Below are 22,276 nucleotides of genomic sequence, written 5' to 3'. Positions count from 1 at the left end.
GTGGACGGGCCCTTTTTCGCGGAATCAGCGCTGGTAGACCGTCACGTCGTCGATGTCGGCCTTCGACCGGTCGCGCAGGAACACCACGCACAGCACGGTGACCACCGCGGACAGGATGATGTAGCCCGAGATCGAGTACGGCGTCCCGGTCGTGTGCAGCAGCCAGGTCGCCAGCAGCGGCGCCGGGCCGCCCGCGAACACCGACGCCAGCTGGTAGCCCAGCCCCGCGCCGCCGTACCGCAGGTGCGTCGGGAAGCTCTCGCCGATCAGCGCCGCCTGCGGCCCGTACTGCAGCGCGTGCGGGATGAACGACACCACGACCGCCACGAACACGAGCGCGTGGTTGCCGTGCGCCAGGATCGTGAAGTACGGGAACGCGATCACCCCGGTGAACACCGCGCCGGCCAGGTACACCCGCTTGCGGCCGATCCGGTCCGACAGCGCCGAGAAGAACGGGATCAGCGCCAGTTCGCAGGCGGCGCCGACGAGCACCGCGTTGAGCACGAACGTCTTGCTGAACTCGTGCCGCGACACGACGTAGATCAGCACGTAGCTGGTGAACAGGTAGAACGGCATCTGCTCGCTGAAGCGCACGCCGGCCGAGAGCAGGATTTCGCGCCAGTGGTGGCGGATCGCGTCGAGCACCGGCGTCCGCGCGGTCTGCCGGTTCTCGATCAGCTTGGCGAACATCGGCGTCTCGAGGATCTTCAGCCGGATGACCAGGCCGACCGCGACGAGCACCAGGCTGAGCAGGAACGGGATCCGCCAGCCCCACGAGTCGAACGCGGCGGGGGAGAGGGTCGCCGACAGCAGCGTCATCCCGCCGGTGCCGAGCACCAGCCCGACCGGGACGCCGATCTGCGCGAAACTGCCCAGCAGCCCCCGTTTGCGCTGGTCACCCCATTCCATCGCGAGCAGCACCGAACCGCTCCACTCACCGCCGATGGCGATGCCCTGCACCAGCCGCAGCAGCACCAGGATCAGCGGCGCGGCGAACCCGATCGCCGACGTCCCGGGCAGCAGCCCGACGATGCCGGAGGAGATGCCCATCAGCAGCAGCGTGACGATCAGCGTGGCCTTGCGGCCGATCCGGTCGCCCCAGTGCCCGAAGATCGCGGCACCGACCGGGCGCGCGGCGAACCCGACCGCATAGGTCGCGAAGGACTGCATGGCGCCCGCGTAGGCACTCGACGCGGGGAAGAACAGGTGCGGGAAGACCAGTGCCGCCGCGGTGTTGTAGAGGAAGAAGTCGTACCACTCGATGGTCGTGCCGATCGCGCTCGCCAGCGCCGCACGCCGTACCTGCACTTTCCCGGACCTGTTGTCCGGTTCCACCTTGTGAGTGACCCCGTTGTCGCCCAAAACCATCTCGCAACACCTCCGGTGACTGATGTCACACAACAGTGTGACGCCCGTCGACGGTTTCGGCGATCGATGGCCGGTATCTCGTCCGGTCGGTGATGAACGACCCTTTCGATCTTGCCGAATCTGCAACTTTGCAGATTCGGCAAGATCCGCTACGCTGGTCCCATGGACGCCAAAGGGCTGCGTGAGCGCAAGAAGCACGAAACGCGCATCGCGCTGAGCTGGGCGGCCATCCGGCTCACCGTGGAACGCGGCTACGACAACGTCCGGATCGAAGACATCGCCGCCGAGGCCGGGGTCTCCACCCGGACGTTCAGCAACTACTTCGGCAGCAAGGGCGAAGCCATCGTCGCCCGGCACCACGACCGGGCGCGTGCCATCGCCGAAGCGCTGCGGCAGCGTCCCGAAAGCGAGCCGATCTGGACGGCCGTCACCGAAGCCGCGCTGGCCGGGTTCGCCCTCGGTGAGCCGGTCACCGAAGGGCGGCCGCCCGAGCAGTCGTGGGTCGAAGGCCTGCGGTTGATGGTCGCGGAACCCGCACTGCAGGGCGAGTTCCAGAAGGCCGGCGCGGCGGCCGAAACCGAGATCGCGCTCGTCGTCGCCGAACGCACCGGCACCGACGCGGCCAAGGACGTCTACCCGCGGCTCGTCGCGGGGGTCGTCGGGGCCGCGCTCAACACCGTCACGCAGCAGTGGCTCCTGGCCGACCGGCCGCAGTCCATGGAAGAGCTCCTGCGGGACGTCTTCGGCCGGCTCGCCGCCGGCCTGCCCGAACCGCGCTGAACCACACCGCTGCACGCCCGGCAAGGGTCGCCGGGTTTCTTCGTCATGCCCTTTCACCGCAAGGAGTTCCGTCATGGAAGACGTCGTCATCGCCGGCGCCGGGCCCAACGGCCTGATGCTCGCCTGCGAACTCGCCCTCGCCGGCATCCGCCCGCTCGTGCTGGAACGGCTGCCCGAGCCGACCGAGGAGAACCGCGCCAACGGCCTGGTCGGCCAAGTCGTGCGCCTGCTCGACCGCCGCGGCCTGCACGAGCGCCTCGCCGGCCCGATCGGCCCGCCCGTCCCCGCGTTCGTCTTCGGGGCGATGCGCCTGGACCTGACGCTGGCCGAGCGCAACCCACTGAACATCCTCGGCGTGCCCCAGCGGCGCGTCGCGGCGATGCTCGCCGAACGTGCGGCCGAACTCGGCGTCGAGATCCGCCGGGGGCACGAGGTCACCGGTCTCACCCAGGACGCCGACGCCGTCACGATCGACTTCACCGGCCCGGACGGCCCCGGCCGGCTCACCGCGCGGTACCTCGTCGGCGCCGACGGCGGGCGCAGCATCACCCGCAAGCTCGCCGGCATCGGCTTCCCCGGCGTCACCGAAGACCGCACGCTCTCCCTCACCGCGCACGCGACCGTCCCGGCGGAGTTCGTCGACCCCGCGTCGGGCGGGCTGAACGTGCCCGGCCACGGCGTCGTCCCGCCGTTCTTCCACTACCGCACCGAAACCGGGCTCTTCGTCTACGCACCGTTCCCTACCGGGCCGCTCGTCACGACCATGGAGTGGACCGACGACGAAGAGCCCGCCGACGAGCCGCCAATGACGCTCGACGACCAGCGCGCGAGCATCGAGCGCGTGCTCGGCTTCGCGCTGCCGATCGGGCCGCCGGAAGGCGACGGGCCGCACCTGCTGCGGCGGCTGCGCGGGCGCAACACCCGGCTGGCCGACCGGTTCCGCGAGGGGCGCGTGCTGCTGGTCGGCGACGCCGCGCACGTCCATTCCGCGATCGGCGGCCCGGGCCTGAACCTCGGGCTGCAGGACGCGGTCGCCCTCGGCTGGAAGCTCGCCGCCGAGCTGCACGGCTGGGCGCCCGCCGGCCTGCTCGGCACCTACGAGAGCGAACGCCGCCCGGTCGCCGAGCGCGTCGTCATGCACACCCAGGCCCAATCCGCGCTGATCGCGCCCGGCGGCGACGTCACGGCGCTGCGGGAGCTGTTCGGCGAACTGCTGCGGCTGCCGGGCACCGTCCAGCACATCGCCGACCTGATGTCCGGCGCCGACGTCCGCTACGAACCCGGCACCGACCACCCGCTCGACGGCCGGTGGGCCCCGGACCTGGTCCTGGCCGACGGTACCCGGCTGGCCGAGCTGACCCGGACCGCCCCGGCCGCTGCTGCTGGACTTCACCGGCACGCTCGGCGAGGAGCTGCGCGGCTGGTCCGACCGCGTCGACCTCGTCACCGGCCGGGCGGAGGCGGAGGCGACCGCGTTGCTGATCCGGCCCGACGGCTACGTCGCCTGGGCGTCGAGCTCGGCCGAGCCCGATGACACCGAGCGGAAAGCGTTGCGGGCGGCCCTCGAACGGTGGTTCGGCACTCCGATTGACATGTAGGAGATCTCCTACGTATTGTCGGCGGCATGACGATCACCCACGTGCAGTTCCTGACCCTGCCCGTCGCCGACCACGCCCGCGCGCGCGAGTTCTACGTCGGCAAGCTCGGCTTCGAAGCGCTCGTCGACCGCCGCACGCCCGAGGGCGGCCGGTTCGTGCTGGTCGCCCCGAAGGGCGGGAAAACCGGCGTGGTGCTGACCGACCAGCAGGTCACCGGGATCGAGCCGGGCCCGCGGCACTTCCAGCTGCAGACCACCGACCTCGACGCCGATGTCGCCGCGCTGCGGGCGGCCGGCGTCGAGGTCGCCGATCCGGAGGAACGGCCGTGGGGGCGGACGACGTCGCTGCGGGACCTCGACGGCCACGCGATCGGCCTGCTCCAGCCGTCGGACTTCGGGAACGTCCCGAACTGATGCCGGTCAACGACGACGTCTTCGCCGCCCTCGCCAGCCCGGCGCGGCGGGAGGTCCTGCGGCTGCTGCTGGACGGCCCGATGGCGGCCGGGGCGATCGCCGAGCGGTTCGCCATGGCCCGGCCCAGCCTCTCGGAACACCTTCGGGTGCTTCGCGAAGCGGGCCTGGTCAGCGAGCAGCGGCAGGGCCGCAACCGCGTCTACCGGCTGGACGCGGCCCCGCTCGAAGAGGTCGCCGACTGGCTGACGCCCTACGAGCGGTTCTGGCGCAGCAAGCTCGCGAACCTGCGTGACCTGCTCGACGAGGAGGAGGACCTGTGACCGACGACGACCCGACCGCGATCCACGTCGACCAGTTCCTCGCCCACCCGGCCCGCAAGGTCTGGCGCGCGCTCACCGAACCGGACCTGCTGGAGCGCTGGATCACCATGCCCAACGACATCAAACCCGTGGTGGGGCACCGGTTCGAGCTGCTGGCCGAGCCGGTGCCCGCGGCCGGGTTCACCGGCGGCCCGGTGGCGTGCGAGGTCCTGGAAGTCGAGCCCGAGCGCAAGCTCACCATCCGCTGGGGTCCGCAGTGGACGGTCACCTGGCGGCTTGAGCCGGAGGGCACCGGCACCCGGCTGTTCCTCAGCCACGAGGGCTTCGACCCCGACGACGAGTTCCAGCGCGTCTCCCGGCGCATCATGGGCGGTGGCTGGCGCTCCCACGTGCCGCGCGCACTGGCCCGGTTGCTGGACACCCTCGACGACCCGGCCCCGATACGATCGGAAGGTGACCCCCGCCGCCGCTGACCCGACCGAATCGAAACCACTGCGCGCCGACGCCCGGCGCAACCGGGCGCGCGTGCTGGAGGCGGCCGAGAGCGTGTTCGCCGCGAAGGGCACCGGGGCACCGACCGAAGAGGTCGCCCGCGCCGCCGGCGTCGGCATCGGCACGGTGTTCCGGCACTTCCCGACGAAGGAAGCCCTCCTCGAGGCCGTGCTGGTCGCCCGCCTGCACCGCTTCGCCGACGAGGCCGAAGCCGTCGTGGCGGCCGACTCGGCCGACCCGGGGGCGGCGTTCTTCACCTTCCTCGCCGGCTGGATCGAGATGTCCAGCGCGAAGAACGCCTACTTCGAGGCGCTCACCGCCGCCGGGGTCACCGTGCCGAAGGCGAAGTCGGAGATCGGCGACCGGCTGCTCGGCGCGCTCGGGGTGCTGCTGTCGAGGGCCCAGGCCGCGGGCGCGGTCCGTAAGGACCTCGTTCCCGGCGAGCTGATCACGGTCATCATCGGCGTGGCGAAGGCCGCGGAGTACGCGGGCCCGGACGCGCGGCTGCGCGACCGGGCCGTGACGATCCTCTTCGACGGCCTGCGCCCGTTAGCGGGGGAGCGGCGCTGAGTCCACCGGCGCCAACGTCGGGCGCTTCGCGGTGAGCGTGTCCCCGGAAGATTCGCCGCGCAGCCGGCGGCGCACCCACGGCAGCGCGTGTTCGCGGGCCCACTGCAGGTTCTGGCTACGGCGCGCGGCCGGGCTGAGCACCTCGCGCGGCCCCAGTTCGGCGCCCTTCAGCGGGTGCTCGACGCCCAGGGCGGCCAGGACCGCGATGGCGATCTCGGTGTGGCCGTAGGCGTTGAGGTGCAGGCGGTCCGGCGCCCAGAACCGCCGGTCGCGCAACTGGCGCATCGCCCACATGTCCACCAGGTGCGCGCCGTGGCGGGTGGCGATGGCGCGGACGAACTCGTTGTAGATCGCGACCCGGCCGCGCATCTTGCGGAACAGCGCGTCCTCGACGCCGTCGACGCCGGTGAACAGCACCAGCTCGGCCCCGGTCGCGCGGATCCGGGCCACGGCGGTTTCGTAGTCGGCCATGAGCGCGTCGATGTCGACCTTCGGCCGCATCAGGTCGTTGCCGCCGGCGTAGAGGGTGACGAGGTCGGGTGCCATGGCGAGGCCCGGTTCGAGCTGCTCGCCGAGGATCTGCGGCAGCAGCTTCCCGCGGATGGCGAGGTTGGCGTACCGGAAGCCGGGCTCGCGCTCGGCGAGCTGTTCGGCGACGCGGTCGGCCCAGCCGCGCACACCGTTCGGGGCGGCCGGGTCGTCGTCGCCGACACCTTCGGTGAACGAGTCCCCCATGGCCACTAAGCGCTTGCTCATGTCAGCAGTCTAAGCGGGCCCCTGCCACGAGCCTTCCGCCGGATCGCTGCCCGCGGTCGCGGCGCTCATGGTGCACACCGACGCACCCACGCCGACGGTCGTGGGGGTGGCGAGCCGTCAAGCGCCGACCTGCCGGGCCCGGTGCTCGGCGACGTGCACCCGCGTCGCGCAGCGGGTCGAGCAGAACCGGCGGCGGCCGTTGCGGGACGTGTCCACGTACGCCACTTCGCACCCCTCGCGGCCGCAAATGCCCAAGCGGTCCGGCGCCTCGCACACCAGGTGGGCCAGCCCGCCCGCGGTGTACGCGCGGACGCGCCCCACCGGTCCGGCGTCGGCGGCCGAGTAGTGCAGGTGCGGGGGCTTGCCGTCGTGGGTCGTGATGTACGGGCGGCACGCCGCTTCGGCCAGCAGGTCGTTGACCAGCTGCGGACGGTCGGCCGGCTCGGCGGCGAACACCGGTCGCAGCCGGCCTGCCCAGTCCGCGATCCGCGTCGCCTCGGCGTCGGTCAGCGCCGGGATGGCCATGCCGTTGCGGACCATCCCGGCCAGCAGCTCGCTCGCCGACCCGGCGTTGACCAGGTCGGCGGCCACGAGCGCGGCCGGGCCACCGTAAGGGTTGAAGTGCACAATGCCATTACAGCACGATCGGGGGCATGGACGGAAACCGCTGCCCCCGCTGCGGCTGGCCGCTGGCCGAACTGCCGGCGACCGCGGCCCGGCCCGCCACCCACCGGCTCGAGTACGTGCGCTGCGTCTGCGGCAGCTGGCTCGCCCGCCTCGACGGCGAGGTCGTCGGCGCCACGCGGACGCCGTGACTCACAGGTCGAGCACGCCCGCGGCGTTGTCGTTCCACTGGTCGACGCGGCGGATGTACTCGTACAGCGCGCGGCTGCCGCGCACCCACCGGCCCTGGTCGGCGATCGCCAGGTCGTCGGCCCCGGCCCGGCGGGCCTCGGTGGCGAACCCGGACCGCAGCGAGTGCCCGGTCACCGGGTACGGCAGGCCCGCGCGGACACCCGCCCGGGTGAGGATCTGGTTGACGCCGGTGGTGCTCAGCGCCGGCTCGCCGACGTTGCCGTGCCGGTCGACCCGGCGGAACGCGGGCCCCTCGGTGATCCCGGCGCCGGAGCGCCACGCGTGCCACGCCCGCACCGGGTCGGTGTCGGGGCTCTCGCGCCGCGGGACGACCATGGCGCCGGTGCTCTTGCCGTGCCGCACGGTCACCGCCAGCCCCCGGTCGTCGACCGGTTCGACGTCGGTGACCAGCAGGTTCGCCAGGTCGGAGCACCGGGCGGCGATCGGGAACCCGATCAGCAGCATCGCCCGGTCACGGGCGCCGGCCAGGGTGTCCGGGCAGGCCCGCGACATCGCCCGCAGGTCGGCGAGGGTGACCATGGTGGCCTTGCCGCGGCCGCGCTGGATCCCTTCCCGGGCCAGCCGCTGCCGATAGCCCTTCAGCGCTCGCCACGCCGCGCGGCTCGCTTCCGGGTCGACGACGACCTTGTGGTGGCGCAGCCCGGCGAGGGCGCCGGTGAGCCGCCGTTCGATCGTCGACGGCGCCGCCGGGGCGGCCCGCTCGGGCACTTCGGGCACGGCGCGTTCGTCCGGCCGCAGGGTCCGGCCGCGTTCGAGCCACACGACGAACCCGGTGAGCGCGCCGATCGACGCCGACAGCGGCGGGATCCCGGCCTCGGCGGTGTAGTCCTGCCAGACCTGCCAGTCCTGGGCGTAGGCCTTGAGCGTGTTGGGCGGCCGCTGCTCGTCGACGTGCCGCGCGGCGGCCTCGTCGAGCAGGGCGAGCCGGTCCTGCGGGCTCAGGGCGGCGGCGGTCACCGGTTCCAGCTCGGGCACGCGCCGAGGTTACGGGATGTCGATCTCCGCGGGCAGGAACCGGTCCAGGGCGTCGGCCACCTCGTCCGGGCGTTCCAGGGTCTGCAGGTGCGGGGCCCCGGCGACGACCTCGAACTTCGCGCCACCGCCGATCCGGCCGGCGATGGCGGCCATGCCCTCGACCGGGATCGACGCGTCCGCGTCCCCGGCGAGCGCCAGCACCGGCGCCGGGAAGTCCCGCAGCCGTTCGTAGACGTCGAGCCCGCCGTAGCCGCGCCAGATCGAAGCCCAGATCGCCGGATCGAACGAGGCGACGCACTCGCGGGCGTAGCGCACGCCCTCGGTGTCCGCTTCGAGGGCTTCCGGGGTGAACCAGCGGTCCAGCGTGGGCGCGACGAGCGCGGTCATGCCGTCGGTTTCGGCGAGCCGCGCGCGCTGCTCGAAGGCCTCGGGCACCGGCCGGTCCGGCGCCGCCATCAGCGTCAGCGAGGCGAAGCGCTGTGGCGCGGCGACGGCGGCGGTCTGCGCGATCGCCCCGCCCAGCGACAGCCCGGCGACGTGGGCGGTGTCCAGCTCGAGCGCGTCCAGCACGGCCACGAGGTCGGCGCCGGCGGCCGCCATGGTGAACGGCAGCGGCGCTCCGGCGGCGCTGCCGTGCCCGCGCACGTCGTAGGCGAACACGCGGCGCCCCCGGGCGAGGCGGTCGAGCACCGGGTCCCACATCCGGCGGTCGACGCCGAGGGAGTGGACGAGCAGCACGGCGGGCCCGCGGGTGCCGCGGGCGGTGACGGTGGTTTCGTGGTCGGACGCGCGGAGCCTCATGTCTTGATCCTTCCAGCGGCGTCCACGCAAAATTCGTCCGCGGAGGTTGTCGATCCGGCCGGGCGGCGTTCGTATGGGCGGTGACGGCAGCGAAAGGAGCCGACGTGAAGCAGTACCTGCTCAGCATCTACCAGCCCGACGGGCCGACCCCGCCACCGGACGTCCTCGACGGCGTGGTCAAGAAGCTCGACGCGCTCAACGCCGACCTCAAGGCGGCCGGGGCCTGGGTGTTCGCCGGCGGGCTGCACCCACCGTCGACCGCGACCGTGCTGCGCGCGGACAACGGCGACACCGTCGTCACCGACGGCCCGTTCACCGAGGGCAAGGAACACCTCGGCGGGTTCACGATCATCACCGCGCCCGACCTCGACGCGGCGCTCGCCTGGGGCAGCCGGCTCGCCGACGCCGTCGCGCCGCTGCCGGTCGAGGTGCGGCCGTTCGCCGGATGACCGTCGAGGAGGTCTTCGCCGCGGAGTACGGCCGCGCCGTATCGGTGCTGGTGCGCGTGTTCGACAACATCGACATCGCCGAGGAGGCCGTGCAGGACGCCTTCACCGAGGCGGTCCGGCGGTGGCCGGAAACCGGGATCCCGCCCAGCCCGGCGGGCTGGATCATCACCACCGCCCGCAACCGCGCGATCGACCGGCTGCGCCGCGAGGCGGCCGGCGCGGACAAACACGCCCAAGCGGCGTTGCTGCACGCCGAACGAGAGCCAGTGGAGGAGGGCGCCGTGCCCGACGAGCGGCTCCGGCTGATCTTCACCTGCTGCCACCCCGCACTCGCCCGCCCCACCCAGGTCGCGCTGACCCTGCGGCTGCTCGGCGGGCTGACCACCGCGGAGATCGCCGGCGCGTTCCTGGTCGCCGAGCCCACGATGGCCCAGCGGATCGTCCGGGCGAAGAACAAGATCCGCGACGCGGGCATCCCGTACCGCGTCCCGCAGGACGCCGACCTGCCCGCGCGGCTGTCGGCGGTGCTCGCCGTGCTGTACCTGATCTTCAACGAGGGCTACACGGCCAGCGCGGGGGAGGATCTGGTCCGCGACGACCTGTGCCGCGAGGCGATCCGCCTCACCCGCGTCCTGGCCGGCCTGATGCCCGACGAGCCGGAGGTGCAGGGCCTGCTCGCGCTGATGCTGCTGATCGACGCCCGCCGCGCGACCCGCACGACCGCGTCCGGCGAGGTGGTGCTGCTGGCCGAGCAGGACCGGTCCCGCTGGGACGCGGACTTGATCGCCGAAGGGCAGGGAATCGTCCGGCGGTGCCTGCGCCGCGGCCGGCCGGGTCCGTACCAGATCCAGGCGGCGATCCAAGCGGTGCACAGCGACGCGCCGACGGACTGGTCGCAGGTCAAGGCGTTGTACGACCAGCTGCTGGCGGTCACGCCGACGCCGGTGGTGGCGTTGAACCGGGCGGTGGCCGTCGCCGAGGTCGACGGTCCTGCCGTCGCGTTGGCACTGGTGGACGAGCTGGAACTGGCGCGGTTCCCGTTGTTCCACGCGATCCGGGCGGACCTGCTGGCCCGGCTGGACCGGAATGGGGAAGCGGTGGCGGCTTACACGGCGGCCATCGATCTCACGCACAACTCGGCCGAGCGGGCTCTGCTGGAACGGAAGCGCGCGTCAACGCTCGGTTGACGATCGGAGGGGTCCCAGTTTTTCGCGGCCCCGATTCTCCCCTCTTGAACCCCAAGGTCCTCCTGCCTGGTTCTGGGTTCGGATATGTGACCTTATCCAAACTCAGCCAGCTTGGACATTCTCTTCTAATTTTGAACAGATGCTTCTAGTTTTCATTAGAAGCTTTGATAGGCTCTCGATCATGACAGAAGATGCTGGTCAGCCGCGGATATGCGAGTACCGACGCTGCGGAGCGCCGCTGCCGCCGGCCGTGGGCCGGGGGAGCCGGGCGCGGTTCTGCCAGGACGGGAAGACCTGGGGACGGCGGAACCTGTCCTGCCGGGACGCCGAGGCCGTCCTGTCGGACGCCGAATCGCTGCGGGAGAGCGACACCGAGCTGGACGACACCGCCGTCACCGCGCTCGCCGGGCAGGTCGACCGCGTGCTCGAACCCGCGCGCGGCCTCGTCGAGACGCTCACGACCCTGCGCCACCAGCTGGACGCCACCACCGCGACCGCCCTCGCCGAACGGGACGCCGCCTTGGCCGAGGCCGACGAGCACCGCCTCCGGCGCGGGCTGGCCGAAGCCGATGCCGCCCAAGCCCGCGAGACCGCCCAGGAAGCCTCCGCCGCCGCGGCGACCGCCGAGAAGGAGAAGGCGGCGGCGATCCGGGAGCGGGACGCGGCCCGCGGCGCCCAGCGAGAGGCCCTCCACGAGCGGCAGCGCGCCGAAGGGCAGCTGGCCGCCGTCCGCGACGAGCTGGCCCGGGTCGCCGAACGAGCCGATGCCGCTGCCGCCCTCGCCGGCGAGCGCGCCGGGACGATCGCGACGCTGACCGCCGAACTCGCGGCCGTCCGGGTGGCCCTCGACGAGGAACGCGGCCGCAGCCAGGCCGCGGAGAGCCGCGCCGAGACGACGGCGCTGCGGCTCGAGGCGGCCGAATCGCGGGCCGATGCCGCCACCGCGCGGCTCGACGCCGCCCACGAGGAGCTGACCAAGGCAGCTACTGCCCACCAAGCCGCCCAGGACCAGGCGCGGACGGAGGCCGACCGCCTGCGGGCCCGGTTCGACGAGCGCCTGGCCGAGCTACAGGCGACGCACGAGCAGACCGTCCGGTCGATGCACGAGACCGCCACGAACCTCGGCGCCGAACTGCGGGACTGCGCCGGCCGCGCCGATGCCGCGGAACGGGCGCTGACCAGGGTGTTGACGGTCCTGCGCGAGACGCCGGGACTGGACCTGCCGGAAGAGGTCGCGGCAATGCTTAAGTAGTTACTTGACTATCGAGCTCGACGGTCATAACTTAAGTACATGCTTGACCATGAGCTGGATCTGGTGTTCCGCGCCCTGGGTGACCGGACGCGGCGGGCGCTGGTGGAGCGGCTCGTGCGCGGGCCGGCGTCGGTCAGCGAGCTCGCCGAGCCGTTGACCATGTCGCTCGCCGCCGTGGTGCAGCACCTGCAGGTGCTCGAATCCGCCGGGATCGTGCGGTCGGAGAAGGTCGGCCGGGTCCGCACCTGCCGGATCGAGCCGGCCGTGCTGCGCGACGGCGAGCACTGGCTGGGCCGTCAGCGCACGACGTGGGAGAGCAGGCTCGACCGGCTCGGCGACTTCCTCGCCGAGCCGCCCGGTACCTCGGAAGGGAGCACGACATGACCGTCACGCACGCCACCTTCACGCTGGAACGCACCTACCCCGTCCCGCCGTCGCGCGTGTTCGCCGCGTGGGCGGATCCGGCCGCGAAGGGCCGCTGGTTCGTCCCCGAGGGATCGCACGAGCTGGACTTCCGGGTCGGCGGCCGGGAGACCGTCGAGGCCGCGGGCCCGGACGGCACGCCGCTGTCGGTCGTCTCGACCTACCACGACATCGTGCCCGACCAGCGCATCGTCTACGCCACGACGCTCGCCGGCGGCAAGACGCTGGCCACGGTCTCGATCACCACCGTCGAGCTGGCGGCCGACGGCGAGGGCACCCGGCTGGTCCTGACCGAGCAGGGCACGTTCCTCGACGGCGCCGAAGAGCCGGCGTGGCGCGAGCAGGGCACGGGCGACTGGCTCGACCGGCTCGGCGAGGCCCTCCGATGACCGCGGCGCTCACCGCCCTCGTCGAATCCCGGGTCGCGGCCGTGGCGGCGAAGGACGTGGAGACGCTGGTGGCCCAGTACGCCGAGGACGTGACGCTGTTCGACGCGCTCGGCCCGCTTCGCGACACCGGCCAGGACGTCGAACGGAACCGGCTGCGGGAGTGGTTCGGCGCCTACCGAACGTCGATCGACCTGCGGATCCGGGATCTCGAAGTGGTCGCCGACGGGGATGCCGGGTTCGCGCACTACGTGTTCCAGGTGCGCGGCACGATGACCGACGGCACCGACGTGGACATGGCGGTGCGCGCCACCCTCGGGTTCCGCCGCGGCGAGGCGGGCTGGAAGATCGTGCACGAGCACAGTTCGGTGCCGCTCACGCCGTCCGGTACCGCTGCGGGCTGACGCCGAACTCGCGTTTGAAGGCCGCGCTCAACGCGAACGCGCTGCCGTAGCCGACCTGGCGGGCGACCGCGGCGATCGTCGCTTCCGGGTGCTGGCGCAGGAGGTCCGCGGCGAGGGCCAGCCGCCAGCCGGTGAGGTAGGCCATCGGTGTCTCGCCGACGGTCGTGGCGAAGCGGCGGGCCAGCGCGGCCCGGGAGACGCCGGTGTTCGCGGCGAGCTTCGCGACCGTCCACGGCTCGGCGGGCTGGTGCTGCAGCAGCCGCAGGGCCTGCCCGACGACCGGGTCGCGGTGGGCGCGGTACCAGGCGGGTGCGGGGGTGCCGGGCCGGTCGAACCACGCGCGCAGCGCCGCGATCAGCAGCACGTCGAGCAGCCGGTCGAGGACGGCTTCCTGCCCCGGCACGTCCCGGCCGATTTCGCCGGCCAGCAACGCGACCAGCGGTGTCGGCCAGTCCGCGGCCCGCAGCACGATCAACGCGGGCAGCGCGGCCAGCAGCTTCTTGCTGATCTCCCCCGCCATGCCGTAGGTGCCGGTGAGCAGCACGACCGGGCCGCCGGTGCCCCAGGTGCGGACGCCGAGGTCGGCGTAGTCGGTCAGGTGGGCGCCGTCGGGGGTGCGGCACTCCTGGCCGGGCAGGATCAGCGCCTGCGGCGGGGTCGAGGGGTGGTCGGCGACCAGGTACGGGTCCGGGCCGCGGGCGATGGCGACGTCGCCTTCGCCCAGCAGGACGGCCTCGCCGGTGTCCGGGACGATCCACGCCTCGCCGCGCACCACCGGCACCACGGTCAGCGGCGCCCGGTCCTCGATGCGCAGCGACCACGGCGGGGTCAGCACCGAGCGCAGCAGGAACGCGCCGTGGGCGCGGGGGCCGTCGAGGAGCGCGGCGAGCGGGTCCATGGCTGCAGTGTAGACGCTGGAACATGCTTTCTAGCCTGTGAACTATGGAGAGTCTCACTGCGACGGGGTTGACTCGAGGGCATGACTACGAGGAGGGAGCGCCGGATGTCCACTGTGGTGCTGGTGGCCGCGCTGGTCGCGGCCGGGTTGGTCGCCGGGTTGTTCTATGCCTACGCGTGTTCGGTGATGCCGGGGATCGGGCGCGGGGACGACAGGACGTTCGTGGAGGCGATGCGCGGGATCAACGCCGCGATCGTCAACCCGGTCTTCCTGCTGACGTTCCTGGGGGCCCCGCTGCTGGCTGGGGTGGCGATCTTCCTGAACCCGGGGCCGCGGCCGTGGGTGATCGCCGGGTTCGCGTGCCTGGTGGCGATGCTGGTGATCACGGGGGTGGTGAACATCCCGCTGAACAACGCGCTGGAGTCCGGCGGTGACGACTACGCGGCGGTGCGGGCGGGCTTCGAGGCCGGGTGGGTGCGGTGGAACGTGCTGCGGGCGGTGGTGAGCACGGCCGGTTTCGGCTGCCTGGTCGCGGCCGTGCTCACCGACCGCTGATCAGTCCGCGAGGCGGAAGAGCAGGTCGGTGACCCACTGGGCGGGGTCGGGCACTTCGAGGGGGTTGGTGCGCAGCACTTCCAGCCGCCCGCCCCACTCTTCGCCGTCGGGGCCTTCGGTGACGTCCCACGTGACGCCCTCGGCGGCGCCCCAGGCCAGGACCGCTTCGGTCGCGGCGGCCAGGCCGTCGGGGGCGCCGACGTAGGTGTCGAGCACGTACTTGCCGGCCGGGACGTCGCCGCGGAACGCCGGTTCGTCCGGGGTGAAGCCGCCCTCGATCGGGACGCCGGCTTCGACGGTGAACCGCATGCCGGGGTGCAGGACCCGGTAGCGGAAGAACGGCGCCCCGGCGGGGACGATCCCGTGCCCGGCGAGGGTGCCGATGAGCGGGGGCAGCCGGTCGGCGATGCGCGGGAACTCCTCGAGGCCGAGGGTGGCGCGCTCGGCGACGTAGGGCTGGGCCGACCGGTCCACAATGGACGGCATCAGGGCTCCTCCGGGACGAAGACGGGACGGACCTCGATACTGCCGTAGGTCGCGGCGGGGTGCTTGGCCGCGATCTCCAGGGCTTCGTCGAGGTCGTCGCAGTCGAGGACGACGTAGCCGCCGATCTGTTCCTTGGCTTCGGTGAAGGGCCCGTCGGTGAGCAGCACTTCCCCGTCGCGGACGCGGATCGTGGTGGCTTCCGACGGCGGGCGCAGGCCGCCGCCGCCGTGGATCTTGCCGCGGCGGGCGAGGTCCTCACCCCAGCCGTCGCAGCCGTCGTACTGGTGTTCTTCGGCGGTTTCGTCGCCGGCGATCAGGAGCAGGTACCGCATTCAGCGTCCTTCCAGTACGTCGCGCAGGCGCGCGGCGAAGGCGTCGGGTTCGGCCGCGAAGCCGCCGTGGTCGCCGGGGAACAGTTCCGGCTTCAGGGCGAGGTCGGCGGCCAGCCCGAGGCCGGCTTCGTGGGCGAGCTGCCCGCCGGACTCCGCGCCGACGGCGACGACGAGCCGCGCGGACGTGGCCCGCAGCGCGTCGAGGTCGGGGTCGTAGGCGCCGGTGGCGGGCATCAGCCGGCCGAAGAAGTAGGCGAAGTTGCCTTCGGCGTGCGGGTCCAGCGGCGGTGCGGGGTCGATGCCCAGGAGTGCCATGAACGCGGCGAAGGCCGTCGCGAGGCCGTGGTCGCGGTAGAGGGCGGGGATGTCGGGGCCGTCCGCGGCGGGTGCGTAGCGGGTGACCGGCGGTTCGTGCAGGACGACCGTGCGGACGTCGCCGGGGTGGCGGATGACGTGGTCGAGCATCGTGATGGCGCCGCCGCTGCTGGCGAACACGTCCGCGGGTCCCACCTCGGTGAGCAGGCGGTGCACGTCGTCGGCGTGTTCGCCGATCGTGTCGCCGTCGGATTCGCCGTCGAGGGGGCTGCGTCCGAGACCGCGGGGGTCGAACGTGACGACGGTGTGGTCCTCGGCCAGCACCGGCCGGATGGCGGTGAAGACGGCGGCGTCGGCGGGGCCGCCGGGGACCAGCAGCAGGGCGGGGCCGCGGCCGGTGACGTCGTAGGTGAGCGTGGCGCCGGGGACGGCGAGGGTGGTCATGGGCGTTCCTCCGGTTTTCGTGGTTCGCCCGACCGACGAACGGGCTCGCCCGGGACCGACACCACCTCCGAGATTCTTCGTGTGAGGTAGTCGCGCTCGGCGTCGGTCGGTGCGAGGTCGCGTGCGGCGGCGTACCACTCGGCGGCTTCGGCGGACCGGCCGAGGCGGCGGAGGAAGTCGGCGCGGGTGGCGGGCAGCAGGTGGTAGCCGGGCAGGTCCAGCTCGTCGAGCAGGGTGAGACCGGCGAGCGGGCCGTCGGCCATGCCGACCGCGACGGCCCGGTTGAGCTCGACGACGGCGCTGGGGACGTACTTGCGCAGCTCGCCGTAGAGGCCGGCGATCTGGGCCCAGTCGGTGTCGGCGGGCCGGGCGGCGGTGGCGTGGCAGGCGGCGATGGCGGCCTGGATCTGGTACGGCCCGGGCCGGCGGCGCCGCAGCGCGGTTTCCAGCAGCCGGGTCCCTTCGGCGATTTCGGCCGCGTCCCAGCGGGTGCGGTCCTGTTCTTCGAGCGGGACGAGTTCGCCGTCGGGGCCGGTTCGGGTGGTGCGGCGGGCGTGCTGCAGCAGCATCAGCGCGAGCAGGCCGAGGACCTCGGGTTCGTCGGGCATGAGCCGGGCCAGGACGCGGGCGAGGCGGACGGCTTCGGCGGCGAGGTCGGGCCGCAGGAGGGCGGGTCCGGCGCTGGCGGAGTAGCCCTCGTTGAACGTCAGGTACAGCACGCCGAGGACGGCGTTGGTGCGTTCGGGCAGCAGGTGCGCGGGCGGGACGCGGTAGGGGATCCCGGCGCCCTTGATCTTGCGCTTCACCCGCACGAGCCGCTGGGACATGGTGGCTTCCGGGACGAGGAACGCCCGCGCGATCTCGGCGGTGGACAGGCCGGCCAGCGTGCGCAGGGCGAGGGCGACCTGGGCTTCGGTGGCCAGCGCGGGGTGGCAGCAGGTGAAGATCAGCCGGAGCCGGTCGTCGGTGACGCCGGAGTCGTCGGTGTCCGGGGAGTCGGGGACGTGCATCAGCGCGGCCTCCCGCAGCTTGGCGGCGCCGGCGGTGTCGCGGCGGAGCCGGTCGGTGGCGCGGTTGCGGGCGGCGGTGGTCAGCCAGGCGCCGGGCCGGTCCGGGACGCCGTCGCGGGGCCAGGTGCGCAGGGCGAGGGCGAACGCGTCCTGCGCGCACTCCTCGGCGAGGTCCCAGTCACCGGTGATCCGGATGAGCGTGGCCACGACCTGGCCCCACTCCTCGCGGAACGCCTCCGCGACCGCGGTCTCGACGTCCACCGTGCCTCCTTCGCGCCGGGTCACCCACCCGACGAACGACCGGGGCCGGAACCGACAGCCGCGGCGTGGCAGGCGCCGAACCCTTCGGCTCGGGCGACGATCCGGCCGGCTTCGACGCGGACGGCGGTTTCGGTGGCGTCGCTGACCGCGGTGACGCCGGCGGCCGCGGCGAGTTCGCCGGCCGGGTCGCAGACCAGCCGCAGCCGGGGCCGGGCCGGGGGCGGGACGGCCTGGTCGAGGCAGCCGCGCAGGTCGGCGACGGCGAGCCGGGCCAGGGGTGTGAGTTCGCCGGGGTCGCTGGTGACGAGCACGGTGGTGACGTCGGCGCCGGTGCGCACGGCTTCTTCGAAGGCGGACGCGCGGTGCAGCCCGAGGACGGTGACGACGCCGTCGCCGGGCCGGAAGGTCTCGCCGGTCAGCAGGTCGGTCGCCGCGGGTGGGGTCCAGGGCTCGTCGGCGGGCCGGGCCCGGGTGGTGATGGGCGGGGTGGCCGGCCAGTCGTCGTCGAGGTCCAGGTCGAGCAGGGCGGTGCAGGCGGTGACGATGTGGAACGGTTCGCCGAAGCCGGGTGCGGCCGCGGCGAGCTGGCTCGCGCCGTGCAGCGTCGTCAGCGCGGCTTCGGCGACGCGCACGAGGCGCCGGTCCGGGCGCAGCCGTTCCAGTGCGAGCCCGAGCAGGATCGCGTCGACCCGCATGAGCTGCGCGAACGGCCGGCGGGTGTGCTCGTCGGCGAGGATTTCGGGCAGCAGGTCGCGGCCGAGGCGGGCTTCGCCGCTGTCGGTGTCGGTGGCCAGGGGCAGGCGGGCGACCCAGGCGCGGGCGAACGCGGCCAGCGCGCCGGCGGCGGTGGGGTCGGCCGGCGGGGTGGCGGCCCGGGGGGCGCGTTCGGCGAGGTCGGCCAGGACGGCGAAGTACAGGGCCCGTTTGCCGGGGAAGTTGGAGTAGACCGCGCCGCGGGTGAGCTCGGCGCGTTCGGCGATGACGTCGATCTTGGCGTCGCGGAAGCCGCGCCGGGCGAACTCGTCGCGGGCGGCGGCGAGCACCTTCGCGCGGTTGCGTTCCTGGGTTTCCGCTCTGCTGAGCCTGACCATCGTCCTCCTTGCCGCGGCGTCGCGAGCCAAGATACCGTGACCACTGAAATGATAAGAACATCTGATATCAACATCTGGAGTGGTGGATGACCCCCGAGATCGACCTGACCGACGTCACGGTCCTGACTGACCCGTTCACCGCTTACGACCAGGCCCGTGAGGCGAGTGCGCTGGCCAAGCTCGTCATCCCCGGGTTCGGCCCGTTCTGGGCCCTGACCCGCTACCGCGAGGCGCGGGCGATGCTCGCCGACCCGCGGTTCGAGGTCCGGTCCGAGAGCTTCCTGCGTCCACCGGGCATCCCCGAGCACTGCCTGGAGTACATGCGGACCATGGCGGAGCAGGACGGCCCCCAGCACCTGCGGCTGCGGCGGCTGGTCGCGCCGGCGTTCACGCCGAAGCGCGCGGCGCAGCTGCGGCCGCGACTGGCGGCACTCACCGACCGGCTGCTCGACGAGCTGCCCGGCCACGCCGAGGACGGCGTGGTGGACCTCGTGCCGCACTTCGCCCGGCCGTTGCCGATGGACGTCATCTGCGAGCTGGCCGGTATCGCCGAGGCCGACCGGCCGCGCTGGCGCGAGTACGGCGCCGCGGTCGCCGGCGGCATGGGCCCGGACTTCGCGGCCGCGATCCCGGCGATCATCGAGGGCGCGAAGGAGGCGGTGGCGCGCAGCCGGGCCGAACCGGGTGACGACCTCATCGGCGACCTCGTCCACGCCCAGGACGGCGACCGGCTCACCGACACCGAGCTGGTCACGCTCGTCTGGCACCTGGTGCTGGCCGGGCAGACGCCGGTGAACCTGATCGCCAACGCCGTCGAAGCGCTGCTGCGCCACCCCGAGCAGCTGGAGCTGCTGCGCGCGGACCCCGGGTTGTGGCCGGGTGCGGTCGAGGAGCTGATGCGCTTCTGCAGCCCGCAGCTGCTGACCACGCCGCGGTTCGCCCGCGAAGACGTCGAGATCGACGGGCAGCTGATCCGTGCGGGCGAGCGGGTGACCGCGGCGATGGTGGCCGCCGACCGCGACCCGCGCGTGTTCGGCGACGCGGACCGCCTCGACGTCACGCGCACCGGGCCCGCGCAGCTCGGGTTCTCCCACGGCCCGCACTTCTGCCTGGGCGCGTCGATCGCGCGGGTGGAGACGGAAGTGGCGCTTTCGGCGCTGTTCGGGCGGTTCCCGGACCTGGCGCTGGCCGGCGACGTCCCGCGCGCTCCCGACGGCGGGACGTGGCGGCCGGCGAAGCTACCGCTGACGCTCTGACACCAGTACCTCGATGCCGTCGAGGACGCGGGCGAGGCCGAAGCGGAAGGTGTAGGCCGGGTCTTCGGCGGCGTTGTGGGCTTCGCCCGCGGCCTGGCCGACGCGGGAGGCCAGGGGGTAGTGCTCGGCCGCGGCGGCCGGGATGCCGGCGAGCACCGGCGCGGCGCGTTCCCACCACTGCGCGTCGGTCAGGCCGCTGGTGCGGACCAGGCGGGCGGCGTCGAGCGAGCTGCGCGCGGTGGTCCGCACCAGCCCGGTGACGAGGCCGACGGCGGCGTCCATCTCGACGTCGTCCAGTCCGATGCCCTCGACCGCGCGCAGTTCGTGCTCGTACTTGGCGAAGCTGTGCGGGCCCAGCGCCGAGCGGCTGGTGGTGACCTGCAGCAGCCAGGGGTGGCGGTGGAACAGTGCCCACTGGTCTTCGGCGATCGCGGTCAGCGCGTCGCGCCAGCTCAGGCGCGGGTCGGGGACGGGCAGTTCGCCGTGGGCGTGGTCGATCATCAGGTCCAGCAGCTCGGCCCGGCCCGGCACGTAGGTGTAGAGGGACATGGGGGAGACGCCGAGCTGTTCGGCGACGCGGCGGATGGTGACGGCGTCGATGGTGTCCGCGTCGGCCAGCGCGATGGCCGCGCGGACGACGTCGGCCGTGGTCAGCTTCGGTTTCGGGCCGCGCCGCGGGGGCGCGGAGACGCCCCAGAGCAGCTCGATCGCCCGTCGCGGGTCGCCGTCGCCGTTGTCCTCGGTGCTCACGCCGCTCATTCTGCCCACCGGATTCTCGTACGCCGTACAGAGTTGTGCTACGCTTTTCTTCGTACACAGTACAGAGTTAAGGGGCTTGATGACTCCGCAGATCCACGCCGAGGGACTTCGCAAGCGCTACGGCGACGCGTACGCCCTCGATGGGTTCGATCTCTCCGTCCCGGCCGGCTCGCTGCACGGCCTGCTGGGACCCAACGGCGCGGGCAAGACCACGGCCGTGCGCGTGCTGTCCACGCTGCTGCGCCACGACGCGGGTACCGCGCGCGTGGCCGGCTTCGACGTCGCCGCCGAACCGGCGAAAGTGCGGTCGGCGATCGGGCTGGTCGGCCAGCAGGCCGCGGTCGACGAGATCCTGTCCGGGCGGCAGAACCTGGTGCTCTTCGGCCGGCTGCACCACCTGGGCCGGCGCGAGGCCGCGCGCCGCGCCGACGACCTGCTCGAGCGCTTCGGCCTGGCCGGCACCGGCTCGAAGCCGGTCTCGGCCTACTCCGGCGGGATGCGGCGACGGCTGGACCTGGCCGCGTCGCTGCTGGCCGCCCCGCGGGTGCTGTTCCTCGACGAGCCGACGACCGGCCTCGATCCGCGCAGCCGCACCGAGGTCTGGCGGGCCGTGCGGTCGCTGGTCGCCGACGGCACCACCGTCCTGCTCACCACGCAGTACCTGGAGGAGGCCGACCGGCTGGCCGACCGCATCTCACTGGTCGAACACGGCCGCGTATTCGCCGAAGGCACTCCGGCCGAGCTGAAGGGTTCGCTCGGGGCGACGCGGATCGAGCTGGCGCTGACCGATCCGGACGCCGTGGCCGCCGCGACGGCGGTGCTGGCCCGGGTCACCGGCGCCGAGCCGGTCACCGAGGAGCTGCGGGTGAGCGCCCCGGCCGAGCCGTCGATGCTGACCGACCTCGTGCGCGAGCTGGCCGCGACCGAACTGGCCGTCGCCGACGTGGCGCTGCGGCACCCGACGCTGGACGAAGTGTTCCTGGAGCTGACCGGAAAGGCGGCGCGATGAGGTGGGCTCTCGCAGACGGCTGGACGCTGACCGGGCGCTACCTCGCGCAGCTGGCCCGGCGCCCGGCGCGGCTGGCGACGGTGGTGGCGTTCCCGATCCTGATGGTGCTGATCTTCGCCTACCTGCTCGGCGGTGGGATGACCGTGCCCGGCGGTGGCTCCTACCGCGAGTTCCTGATGCCGGGGATGTTCGCGATGACCATGGCCTTCGGACTGTCGGGCACGATGGTCGCGGTGCTCGACGACGCCGGCAAGGGCGTCACCGACCGGTTCCGGTCGCTGCCGATGGCGCCGTCGGCGGTGCTCACCGGGCGGGTCGCGGCGGACCTGGTGAACGCCGTGCTCGCCCTGGCGGTGCTGCTGGGGTGCGGGTTCGCCGTCGGCTGGCGCCCGCACGGCAGCCTCGCCGAGACGCTCGCGGCCCTGGGGCTGCTGCTCCTACTGCGCACCGCGCTGGTGTGGGCCGGGATCTACCTGGGGCTGCTGACCACGGACCCGTCGATGGTGACGCTCGCGCAGACGCTGGAGTTCCCGTTCGGGTTCCTCTCCAGCGCGTTCGTCGCGACCGCGACGATGCCGGCGTGGCTGGGAACCGTGGCCGAGTGGAACCCGTTGTCCTCGACGGTGACCGCGGCGCGGGTGCTGTTCGGCAACCCCGGCGCGGCCGGGACGTCCTGGGTGAGCGCGCACCCGGTGCTGATGGCGGTGGTCTGGCCGCTGGTGCTGCTCGCGGTGTTCGTGCCGCTGTCGGTCCGTCGATACGGGAGGCTGGGAAACTGAACGCCGATTTCGAACCGGGCGAACCACCGCG

At 73.1% G+C, this 22,276-nt stretch carries 28 protein-coding genes and 1 pseudogene; 17 read left to right on the top strand and 12 right to left on the bottom strand.

What is annotated here, in order from left to right:
• Positions 1-24: 24 nt before the first annotated feature.
• Positions 25-1,368 (bottom strand): MFS transporter, encoded by a 1,344-nt coding sequence (locus AB0J40_RS23360; protein WP_364456411.1) that lies wholly within the window; start codon positions 1,366-1,368, stop codon positions 25-27.
• A gap of 162 nt (positions 1,369-1,530) precedes the next feature.
• Here AB0J40_RS23360 and AB0J40_RS23355 point away from each other — a divergent pair, with 162 nt between their 5' ends.
• The 6 genes and pseudogenes from AB0J40_RS23355 to AB0J40_RS23330 all read left to right on the top strand — a co-directional run bounded on the left by AB0J40_RS23355 (position 1,531) and on the right by AB0J40_RS23330 (position 5,541).
• Positions 1,531-2,148 (top strand): TetR family transcriptional regulator, encoded by a 618-nt coding sequence (locus tag AB0J40_RS23355; RefSeq protein ID WP_364456409.1) that lies wholly within the window; start codon positions 1,531-1,533, stop codon positions 2,146-2,148.
• A gap of 73 nt (positions 2,149-2,221) precedes the next feature.
• Positions 2,222-3,746 (top strand): annotated as a pseudogene (locus tag AB0J40_RS23350) (FAD-dependent monooxygenase).
• 26 nt (positions 3,747-3,772) lie between these two features.
• Complete coding sequence (locus AB0J40_RS23345; RefSeq protein WP_364456408.1) at positions 3,773-4,159, top strand: VOC family protein; 387 nt, start codon at positions 3,773-3,775, stop codon at positions 4,157-4,159.
• Complete coding sequence (locus AB0J40_RS23340) at positions 4,159-4,479, top strand: metalloregulator ArsR/SmtB family transcription factor (protein ID WP_364456406.1); 321 nt, start codon at positions 4,159-4,161, stop codon at positions 4,477-4,479. Before AB0J40_RS23345 ends, AB0J40_RS23340 begins: the two co-directional genes overlap by 1 nt.
• Positions 4,476-4,952, top strand: coding sequence for an SRPBCC domain-containing protein (locus tag AB0J40_RS23335; RefSeq protein ID WP_364456404.1), 477 nt, complete (start codon positions 4,476-4,478; stop codon positions 4,950-4,952). Before AB0J40_RS23340 ends, AB0J40_RS23335 begins: the two co-directional genes overlap by 4 nt.
• A complete protein-coding gene (locus tag AB0J40_RS23330; protein ID WP_364456403.1) occupies positions 4,933-5,541 on the top strand; it encodes a TetR/AcrR family transcriptional regulator in 609 nt (202 codons plus the stop codon). Before AB0J40_RS23335 ends, AB0J40_RS23330 begins: the two co-directional genes overlap by 20 nt.
• On the opposite strand, the gene AB0J40_RS23325 is transcribed toward AB0J40_RS23330, so the two are convergent.
• Together AB0J40_RS23325 and AB0J40_RS23320 are read right to left on the bottom strand one after the other, a co-directional pair.
• Positions 5,521-6,297, bottom strand: coding sequence for an SGNH/GDSL hydrolase family protein (locus tag AB0J40_RS23325; RefSeq protein WP_364456401.1), 777 nt, complete (start codon positions 6,295-6,297; stop codon positions 5,521-5,523). The two genes, AB0J40_RS23330 and AB0J40_RS23325, sit on opposite strands and share 21 nt — an antisense overlap.
• A gap of 117 nt (positions 6,298-6,414) precedes the next feature.
• Positions 6,415-6,924: a CGNR zinc finger domain-containing protein gene (locus tag AB0J40_RS23320; protein ID WP_364456399.1), complete on the bottom strand. Its 510-nt coding sequence runs from the start codon at positions 6,922-6,924 to the stop codon at positions 6,415-6,417.
• A gap of 26 nt (positions 6,925-6,950) precedes the next feature.
• Between AB0J40_RS23320 and AB0J40_RS23315 the strand changes: the two genes are divergently transcribed.
• Entirely contained in the window at positions 6,951-7,112 is a 162-nt protein-coding gene (locus AB0J40_RS23315) for a hypothetical protein (RefSeq protein WP_364456397.1), read from the top strand.
• Position 7,113: 1 nt separating this feature from the next.
• Here the strand turns inward: AB0J40_RS23315 and AB0J40_RS23310 are convergent, their stop codons facing one another.
• Positions 7,114-8,148: a site-specific integrase gene (locus AB0J40_RS23310; protein WP_364456395.1), complete on the bottom strand. Its 1,035-nt coding sequence runs from the start codon at positions 8,146-8,148 to the stop codon at positions 7,114-7,116.
• A gap of 9 nt (positions 8,149-8,157) precedes the next feature.
• A complete protein-coding gene (locus tag AB0J40_RS23305; RefSeq protein WP_364456393.1) occupies positions 8,158-8,949 on the bottom strand; it encodes an alpha/beta fold hydrolase in 792 nt (263 codons plus the stop codon).
• 104 nt (positions 8,950-9,053) lie between these two features.
• On the opposite strand from AB0J40_RS23305, the gene AB0J40_RS23300 reads away from it, so the two are divergent.
• The 6 genes from AB0J40_RS23300 (at position 9,054) to AB0J40_RS23275 (ending at position 13,050) form a co-directional block, all read left to right on the top strand.
• Positions 9,054-9,398: a YciI family protein gene (locus tag AB0J40_RS23300; RefSeq protein WP_364456391.1), complete on the top strand. Its 345-nt coding sequence runs from the start codon at positions 9,054-9,056 to the stop codon at positions 9,396-9,398.
• Positions 9,395-10,585, top strand: coding sequence for an RNA polymerase sigma factor (locus AB0J40_RS23295; protein WP_364456389.1), 1,191 nt, complete (start codon positions 9,395-9,397; stop codon positions 10,583-10,585). The genes AB0J40_RS23300 and AB0J40_RS23295 overlap by 4 nt, the downstream gene beginning before the upstream one ends.
• Before the next feature lie 250 nt (positions 10,586-10,835).
• Positions 10,836-11,837, top strand: coding sequence for a hypothetical protein (locus AB0J40_RS23290; RefSeq protein WP_364456387.1), 1,002 nt, complete (start codon positions 10,836-10,838; stop codon positions 11,835-11,837).
• 39 nt (positions 11,838-11,876) lie between these two features.
• Positions 11,877-12,221: a metalloregulator ArsR/SmtB family transcription factor gene (locus AB0J40_RS23285; protein ID WP_364456385.1), complete on the top strand. Its 345-nt coding sequence runs from the start codon at positions 11,877-11,879 to the stop codon at positions 12,219-12,221.
• On the top strand, positions 12,218-12,649 hold the full coding sequence (locus tag AB0J40_RS23280; protein ID WP_364456384.1) for an SRPBCC family protein: 432 nt from the start codon (positions 12,218-12,220) through the stop codon (positions 12,647-12,649). Before AB0J40_RS23285 ends, AB0J40_RS23280 begins: the two co-directional genes overlap by 4 nt.
• Entirely contained in the window at positions 12,646-13,050 is a 405-nt protein-coding gene (locus AB0J40_RS23275) for a nuclear transport factor 2 family protein (protein WP_364456382.1), read from the top strand. Before AB0J40_RS23280 ends, AB0J40_RS23275 begins: the two co-directional genes overlap by 4 nt.
• Here AB0J40_RS23275 and AB0J40_RS23270 read toward each other — a convergent pair.
• Complete coding sequence (locus tag AB0J40_RS23270; RefSeq protein ID WP_364456380.1) at positions 13,022-13,948, bottom strand: AraC family transcriptional regulator; 927 nt, start codon at positions 13,946-13,948, stop codon at positions 13,022-13,024. The genes AB0J40_RS23275 and AB0J40_RS23270 overlap by 29 nt on opposite strands.
• A gap of 105 nt (positions 13,949-14,053) precedes the next feature.
• Here AB0J40_RS23270 and AB0J40_RS23265 point away from each other — a divergent pair, with 105 nt between their 5' ends.
• Positions 14,054-14,503, top strand: a complete 450-nt coding sequence (locus AB0J40_RS23265) for an anthrone oxygenase family protein (RefSeq protein ID WP_364456848.1) — start codon at positions 14,054-14,056, stop codon at positions 14,501-14,503.
• Here the strand turns inward: AB0J40_RS23265 and AB0J40_RS23260 are convergent, their stop codons facing one another.
• The 5 genes from AB0J40_RS23260 to AB0J40_RS23240 are packed head-to-tail and all read right to left on the bottom strand — an operon-like array spanning position 14,504 to position 18,442.
• On the bottom strand, positions 14,504-14,989 hold the full coding sequence (locus tag AB0J40_RS23260) for a GyrI-like domain-containing protein (protein ID WP_364456378.1): 486 nt from the start codon (positions 14,987-14,989) through the stop codon (positions 14,504-14,506).
• Complete coding sequence (locus AB0J40_RS23255; RefSeq protein WP_364456377.1) at positions 14,989-15,321, bottom strand: YciI family protein; 333 nt, start codon at positions 15,319-15,321, stop codon at positions 14,989-14,991. The genes AB0J40_RS23260 and AB0J40_RS23255 overlap by 1 nt, the downstream gene beginning before the upstream one ends.
• Positions 15,322-16,080: an alpha/beta hydrolase gene (locus AB0J40_RS23250; protein ID WP_364456375.1), complete on the bottom strand. Its 759-nt coding sequence runs from the start codon at positions 16,078-16,080 to the stop codon at positions 15,322-15,324.
• Positions 16,077-17,351 carry a sigma-70 family RNA polymerase sigma factor gene (locus AB0J40_RS23245; protein WP_364456373.1) on the bottom strand — a complete coding sequence of 425 codons (1,275 nt, stop codon included), beginning with the start codon at positions 17,349-17,351 and terminating at the stop codon, positions 16,077-16,079. The genes AB0J40_RS23250 and AB0J40_RS23245 overlap by 4 nt, the downstream gene beginning before the upstream one ends.
• A gap of 20 nt (positions 17,352-17,371) precedes the next feature.
• The gene (locus AB0J40_RS23240) at positions 17,372-18,442 is read right to left on the bottom strand and encodes a TetR/AcrR family transcriptional regulator (RefSeq protein WP_364456372.1); all 1,071 of its coding nucleotides are present in this window, start codon (positions 18,440-18,442) and stop codon (positions 17,372-17,374) included.
• 86 nt (positions 18,443-18,528) lie between these two features.
• Here AB0J40_RS23240 and AB0J40_RS23235 point away from each other — a divergent pair, with 86 nt between their 5' ends.
• Positions 18,529-19,698, top strand: a complete 1,170-nt coding sequence (locus tag AB0J40_RS23235) for a cytochrome P450 (RefSeq protein ID WP_364456370.1) — start codon at positions 18,529-18,531, stop codon at positions 19,696-19,698.
• On the opposite strand, the gene AB0J40_RS23230 is transcribed toward AB0J40_RS23235, so the two are convergent.
• Complete coding sequence (locus AB0J40_RS23230) at positions 19,681-20,457, bottom strand: TetR/AcrR family transcriptional regulator (RefSeq protein WP_364456368.1); 777 nt, start codon at positions 20,455-20,457, stop codon at positions 19,681-19,683. The genes AB0J40_RS23235 and AB0J40_RS23230 overlap by 18 nt on opposite strands.
• Before the next feature lie 79 nt (positions 20,458-20,536).
• Between AB0J40_RS23230 and AB0J40_RS23225 the strand changes: the two genes are divergently transcribed.
• Together AB0J40_RS23225 and AB0J40_RS23220 are read left to right on the top strand one after the other, a co-directional pair.
• Positions 20,537-21,466 carry an ATP-binding cassette domain-containing protein gene (locus tag AB0J40_RS23225; RefSeq protein WP_364456366.1) on the top strand — a complete coding sequence of 310 codons (930 nt, stop codon included), beginning with the start codon at positions 20,537-20,539 and terminating at the stop codon, positions 21,464-21,466.
• Positions 21,463-22,245, top strand: a complete 783-nt coding sequence (locus AB0J40_RS23220; protein ID WP_364456364.1) for an ABC transporter permease — start codon at positions 21,463-21,465, stop codon at positions 22,243-22,245. The genes AB0J40_RS23225 and AB0J40_RS23220 overlap by 4 nt, the downstream gene beginning before the upstream one ends.
• Positions 22,246-22,276 lie beyond the last annotated feature (31 nt).

The organism is Amycolatopsis sp. NPDC049691 (assembly GCF_040675005.1).
Lineage (GTDB): Bacteria > Actinomycetota > Actinomycetes > Mycobacteriales > Pseudonocardiaceae > Amycolatopsis.
This window is presented reverse-complemented; position numbering and strand designations above follow the sequence as displayed.